Annotated in this window: 6 protein-coding genes and 1 pseudogene; all 7 read right to left on the bottom strand. The window is 68.9% G+C overall.

Annotated elements, in window-relative coordinates:
- Window positions 1-2,482: pseudogene (locus O3Q52_RS47750) on the bottom strand (hypothetical protein); the annotation flags it as partial.
- Entirely contained in the window at window positions 2,475-2,867 is a 393-nt protein-coding gene (locus O3Q52_RS47745) for a hypothetical protein (RefSeq protein WP_269654720.1), read from the bottom strand. The gene O3Q52_RS47745 and the pseudogene O3Q52_RS47750, both read right to left, overlap by 8 nt.
- 196 nt (window positions 2,868-3,063) lie before the next feature.
- Window positions 3,064-3,690 (bottom strand): hypothetical protein, encoded by a 627-nt coding sequence (locus O3Q52_RS47740; RefSeq protein WP_269654719.1) that lies wholly within the window; start codon window positions 3,688-3,690, stop codon window positions 3,064-3,066.
- 230 nt (window positions 3,691-3,920) lie between these two features.
- Window positions 3,921-4,166 (bottom strand): WhiB family transcriptional regulator, encoded by a 246-nt coding sequence (locus O3Q52_RS47735; protein ID WP_269654721.1) that lies wholly within the window; start codon window positions 4,164-4,166, stop codon window positions 3,921-3,923.
- Between the two features lie 205 nt (window positions 4,167-4,371).
- Entirely contained in the window at window positions 4,372-4,857 is a 486-nt protein-coding gene (locus O3Q52_RS47730; protein ID WP_269654718.1) for an endonuclease domain-containing protein, read from the bottom strand.
- 77 nt (window positions 4,858-4,934) lie between these two features.
- Window positions 4,935-5,393 carry a hypothetical protein gene (locus O3Q52_RS47725; protein ID WP_269654717.1) on the bottom strand — a complete coding sequence of 153 codons (459 nt, stop codon included), beginning with the start codon at window positions 5,391-5,393 and terminating at the stop codon, window positions 4,935-4,937.
- 59 nt (window positions 5,394-5,452) lie between these two features.
- Window positions 5,453-5,662, bottom strand: coding sequence for a hypothetical protein (locus O3Q52_RS47720; RefSeq protein WP_269654716.1), 210 nt, complete (start codon window positions 5,660-5,662; stop codon window positions 5,453-5,455).
- Between the last annotated feature and the right edge of the window lie 63 nt (window positions 5,663-5,725).

Here is a 5,725-nt window from a genome sequence, read left to right as displayed (position 1 = left end):
TCTTCAACGTCACCGACTTCGCGCCCGGGGTCCTCTTCACCGCCGCGTTGAACGCGTTGAGCCCGGCCTCGGCGTCCGACCGGTCCATCTCCAGACGCATCTTCTTGTCCGGCATCTTCAGCAACTGGTCGGCGAGCGCCCTCGCCGACTCCTTGTTGCCCGTCGCACTCAACGTGGCCTTGTCCAGAGCGCTCCGGCCACGGTCGTAGACCTTCATGGCCGCCTCCCAGGAACCGGTCTCCTGGTACTTGGCCTCCATCGCCTTCATCGTGGACGACGCGATCGCATCCAACGCGGCGTTGTTCGCCCGGCCCGCCGCGGTGTCATCGTCGAGGGTGCGACCGTTCTTCTTGATCGCCTCAGAGGCGGCGTCGATAGCCTCCTCCATCGCCCGGACACCACCACGCGACTCCAAGTACGTGTTGTTCAGGGCGTGAAGGGACTGCTGGAGACCGGCGACGCTCTTCTGCTGGGCATCGAGCTTCTGCTGCACAGAGATGGCCTGAGCGCCGAACGCGCCCATCCCCTTGGCCGCGAGGTCCTGCACATCCTTCAGACCGCCAACCGTCTCCTTGTACTTCCCGAAGACCGAGTTGATGTCCTTGGTGGACCAGTTCGCCTTACGCATCGCGGTCTCAAAGACCTTGAACTGCTCGGCCGCCTCGTCCGCGTACCCGTTCTTCGCCAGATCGGCGAAGCCTTCATCGAAGACCTTGAAGTCGTCCTTCGTCGCCCCGAGGCTCTTCGTCCCGCGCACCAGGTCGTCGAGCTTCGTCACCGCTGTGTCAGCGAACGCGCCAAGCCCGGAGAACGCCAGGTACGGCTTCACCTTCTCCATGGCGGCCGACTCGGACTTCAGCTTCCCGAGCTTCGCGGTGAAGCCGTCCATGTCGCCGAACGTGCTCTTCAACTCGCCCGTGAATTTGCCCGTCACCGCGAGCGCCTTCAGCGAGGCGCTCATCTTGTCGAGGTCCGGGGGCGCGCCGCGCGCCTTGTCCGCGAGTGCATCGATCGCCAGCGCAGCAACACCCAGCACCCCGAGGCTGCCGCCGACCTTCTGCAGCGTCGACATCCGCTGCGTGACCCCGGCGATCGCCGAGCCGACCCCGGCGAACCGGGCCGCGCGTACGAACCCCGTCAGATTGGCGACCGCCCCCGCCGTGGCGACCGCCGACACCCCGGCGATACCCAGCCGCACCAGCTTCAGCGTCGCGTACAACTGCACGAACGCCGACAGCGCCTCGGCCGGCACCGCATTGACCAGCTTGGCCAGGGCGTTGACCGCGGTGAGGATGCCGACCCCGGCGTCTGACGCCGCGACGACCAGGTTGCCCAGCGCCTGGCCGAGGTTGCGGAGCGTCTCCCCGACGAGCGGCCCGGTCTCGCGGACGAACTGCATGAACTCGTGCAGCCCCCCGCCCACCTTCCCCGCGTCGAGGGCCTGCGAGAACTTGACCAGCCCGAGCGTGGCCCGCGACAGGGCACCGGAGGCGAACTCTGAGAACGACTGCATGAACCGCTCGAACCCGGCCGACTGGATGCCGCCGGCCGCCACCGCCATCAGCCGGTCCAGCTGCTCCGACGTTCCGCGCACCAAGGGCGACAGCTTCGGCAGGAGCGCGCCGAAGGTGGCGAGGCCCTTCGTCACCACGGGCATCGTGTCGCCCGCCAGCGAGCTGCTCCACTGCTTGTACTGATCCTTGAACACCGTGAACGCGGCGGCCGCCCTACGGGTGGCGGGGTCCATCTGCCGCACCTGGCGCAGGTAGTCGGCCTCCGCCTTCACCGCCTCCTCGGAGGCCTTCCCGTGCTCCTCCACGGTGTCGCGGTACTTCTTCTCCGCCGCCGACGCCTTGGCCATCACAGCGACCTGCCCGCCGAGGGCGAGGCCGAAGACGCCCACTGCCACGCCGGCCGCGCCGAGACTCGCGGCGATCGGCGCCGCCTGAGCCGCGATCGGGATCAGCGCGGGAGCAAGGAGCAGCGCCGCCTTCCGCAGGTTCTGCATGCCCCCGCTGGCACCGGACGTCGACATCCGCACGGTGCCGAGGTTGCCCCGCAGCCCTCCGAGGGTGCCGGTGAGACGCCGCATGCTGCCGTCGAGATCATCACTGTCCGAGCGCAGGGTGCGGGTGCGGTCGGAGAGATCCCCGAGCCGCGTGGCCGAGGTCTGCGCACGGGTGTTGAGACCCCTCAGGCTGTTGCTGGAGTTCGTCGACGCGTCCCGCAGATCCCGCAGCGACGCATCGGCCGCCGCAGCCCGGCCGCGCAGCGTACGAAGCGACCGGTTGAGGTCCTGCACTGCACTGTCGAGCGTACGAACGCCCGCCGCAGCCGCCACCGCCCGCGCCGAAAGCCCGTCCACCGCCCGCCCGGCATCCCGGGCGTTGTCCTTGACGCGCTGCATGGACTGGTTGAAGGACGTCAGCCCGCCCGCGGTCTGGTTCGCGACCCGTACGCGGATCTCGATGTCGTTACCCACGGCCGCCTCCCTCGGTCAGGAGGCGTTCCAACTCGGCGTCTTCCTCTTCCGTCCACCCCTCGACCAGGGGCATGCCGAGCATCGCGAAGAGAGTGACGATGTCGCCCGGAGGCCAAGTCTCCTGGTCGGCGAGATCCTCCGCCTCACACGGCACCCCGAGGTACTGCAGGAAGGCGAGGACGATCGTCAGCGCCACATGGTCGGGGCGCCCGGCCGCGCACGATCGGCGGGCCCCTTCGACGTCCTCGGCGGACCAGTGCACCGAGAAGACCATGCCCTTGCCCTCGCCCTCGGCGATGGTGATCGTCGAGCCCGACTCCTGCCGCTTCCGTCCCGCGGGCGCAGAACGCCACCTGCGGGGCCGACGCTGCTCGCGGCGGCCCACCGGACGCCACCGCCCGCCGAGGGGCACAGACGGGCCAGCAACACGGCCAGCAACGGACTCACGCCCTCGTCACGAACCGCCGCCGCATACTCCCCACGGGCACCGTCCAACCGATGCGACAACTGCCACCCAGCCACACCCGTACCGTCATCAGACGGACCGCCGACACCGAACTCCTCGGCGAACGGATCCCCGCTCACCGCCCGGCCGCCTTCGCCCGCAGCACATCCTGCGCCGCCTGATCCGCAAGCCCAGCCACCTGCCGCCACTGCGCCACCGGATGCCGCGGATTCTGCGCGGCCACCACCGACCGGGCGACCGCCGCAAGCAGCGAGCCCGCATCCGCCGGCCGCCACACCTCACCGTCGAGGTGAACGACACCGCCCACCGTGCCGCCCATGTCCTGCCCGTCGTCCGCCGACAGCCCCCGGGCTTTCAGCTCCGCCGCCGTCGACCTCACCACAGCCTCGTATCCGGCCGTCGCCGTCAGCACCTTGACCGCTGCCCGTTCCGCCTCCACGAGCGCGCTCACGGCCTCGTCACGGGCCTCGGCGAGCCGCTTCGCGACGGCCTTCCGCTCCCGCTCCCCGAACGCCTTCTCTGCGGCCCCACGCGCCCGGCTCGCGGCCTGCTCGGTGGCGTAGCGGGTACGGAGCTGACGAAGCCTGTCGCGGGCCGCGTGCGCTGTAGCCCGAGCCACCCGCAATTCCTGCACGGCCTGCTCGCTGCCCGCGTCCGCGTGGTGCGCCTCGGCCAGGTCGAGCTTCACCTCGGCCGCCTCGACCGCAGTCACCTGCTCGTCGATCTCCTGTTGAGTCAGCACAATGCATCTCCCCTGCTCGATGGCCACTATTCACGTCACGGCAGACCGAATAGCTCACCACATTCTACGCCGTCCACCTGCATAAATGCGTTAGAATGGGCGGGCGTTCGATGGCGCGGTCACGGCAAAAGGCCCGGTCCCCACTCTCAGGGGGACCGGGCCTCCGCCTTATAGGAACACGACAACAGTTACCGACAAGCGCAGGTCAACCGGTCACCCGCGAGCCGGAACTACACCACCACCTTCGCCGCACGACGCTGACGCTCCACCTCCCGAGCCCGCAACCGCCGCCGCTCCACCTCAGTCGTCCCACCCCAAACACCAGACAACCGCCGATCCGCCATCGCATAAGCCAGACACTCCACCACAACCGGACAACCCGCACACAAACGCTCAGCCCCCTCCGACGACGTACGGTCCACATGCCATCCGTCCGGGTTTGAGCGGCACGGCAGCGGCGCCGACGCCTCAATCACAAAGCTCGGGATGCCCCACCCCGCCACCGGCCACTTCACCTTCACCACGACCCCGCCTCCCTTTGAACGCGTTCAGCACCCGCCACCAACACCCACCCACCAACCCGCACCCACACCAACCACTACTGAACGGCCATTCAGTAAAACTCGGCCACGACCCCGGCCAACCCGCACCCTTACCAACCCGCAGAAAAAGCCCGGCCGGCTACGACCGCTTCAGCAGCGGGTTCCCGGCCCCGTACGTTCCGAGGTACTCGGCTGCCGCGCTGCCGTGGATCTCGTAGAAACCGACGGCCACGTTGCAGGTGGTGCAGAGCAGCGCCCGCACGACACCCGTGGCATGGCAGTGGTCGACGAAGAGGCGCTTCCCCTCGCCGGGCGCCTTGCCGCAGATAGCGCACACGCCCAGCTGCGCGTCGACAAGTGCCGTGTATTGCTCGCGGGTGAGTCTGTAGTTCGACCAGAGCTTGCGCGTGAGCCGCTCATCGGGCGTCTCTATTCGCCGCTCGCCTCTGGCGTGGCGAGCCTCACGACGGCACTCGGCGCAGTCCGGTCTGCGGCGCTTGCGCCGGCCGCCGCTGTGGAATGCGGTCACGGGCTTGGTCTTCCTGCATCGGATACAGGTCTTGGTCTTGATCGCTTCGGGTGTGTTCAGCGCGTCGAGGGTCTCGAACAGAACGGCCTGCCGCACGGCGCTGCTCCTTCGCGTGGTTGCCTGTAGGGGAGCCGGCCCCGAGTGACCCGCGGGGCCGGCCGATCTCGTACGGGTCAGTGGCCTACGTGGACCAGTTCCTTGTTGACGAGTCCGCACAGAACGTTGTGGCACTCCTGCTCCGCGGCCGTCCACGGATCCGTGGAGACCGTCGCCAGGCGCTCCCGCTCGATGGCCTCGGCCGCGTCGGACAGTTCGGCGGCGAGCCGGTAGACCGGGGCGAGGTTCATGCCGACCGGTGTCTCAGCGCTGCGGAAGAAGTAGGCGAGCCACGCCTGGACCGCGTCCCGCACGTCGCTGGGCTCGGCCTGGAGTTCGCCGCTGTCGAGGCGACGCAGGCGGTTGAGGGTGCCGTCGAGGATCTTCAGGTCCTCGGTGCCGACCGTGCTCTCTTCCTTGGCGTAGAAGAGGTCGGTGTCGAGGCCCTCGATCATGCTGGGGATGACCTCGTTCCACAGCTTGGTGATGCGGGCCGTGGTGAGTGCGTCGGTTCGGAGGATGGTGCCGTGTCGCATGGTGCTCTCCCTTGTCGGGGTTGGCCGGCCGCTCGGATCGGCGGCCGGAAGTGTGTGGGTCAGGCCGCGTCGTCCGGTTGCTCGTCGTCGGCCTGGCGCTGCTCGGCTTCGGCGAGGTTCCGCAACTTGCGTGCGTGCCGTGCGGCGAGGCCTCGGCGGCGCGCGGTCGACAGCTCGTCACGCCGCTCCTTCGCGGCCTGGACCTTGACGCGGGCGGCGGCTATGCGGGCCTGCACCTGCTGCTCGACGTACGAGACGGGCTCATCCATGGCGCGCCTCACACCGCGATGAACAGTTGCGGAAGACCCGAAAGGATCTGCCACGACCGCTCG

Origin of the sequence: Streptomyces sp. ActVer (assembly GCF_027270795.1) — a bacterium.
GTDB classification, from domain to species: domain Bacteria; phylum Actinomycetota; class Actinomycetes; order Streptomycetales; family Streptomycetaceae; genus Streptomyces; species Streptomyces umbrinus_A.
The sequence above is the reverse complement of the archived record's forward strand: the minus strand, read 5'-3'. Positions and strand labels throughout refer to the sequence as shown.

What these genes read in the sequence shown, in the direction of transcription:
- O3Q52_RS47725 (WP_269654717.1), bottom strand. Translation starts at nt 5,393, where the DNA reads ATGCGACACGGCACCATCCTCCGAACCGACGCACTCACCACGGCCCGC.
- O3Q52_RS47720 (WP_269654716.1), bottom strand. Translation starts at nt 5,662, where the DNA reads ATGGATGAGCCCGTCTCGTACGTCGAGCAGCAGGTGCAGGCCCGCATA.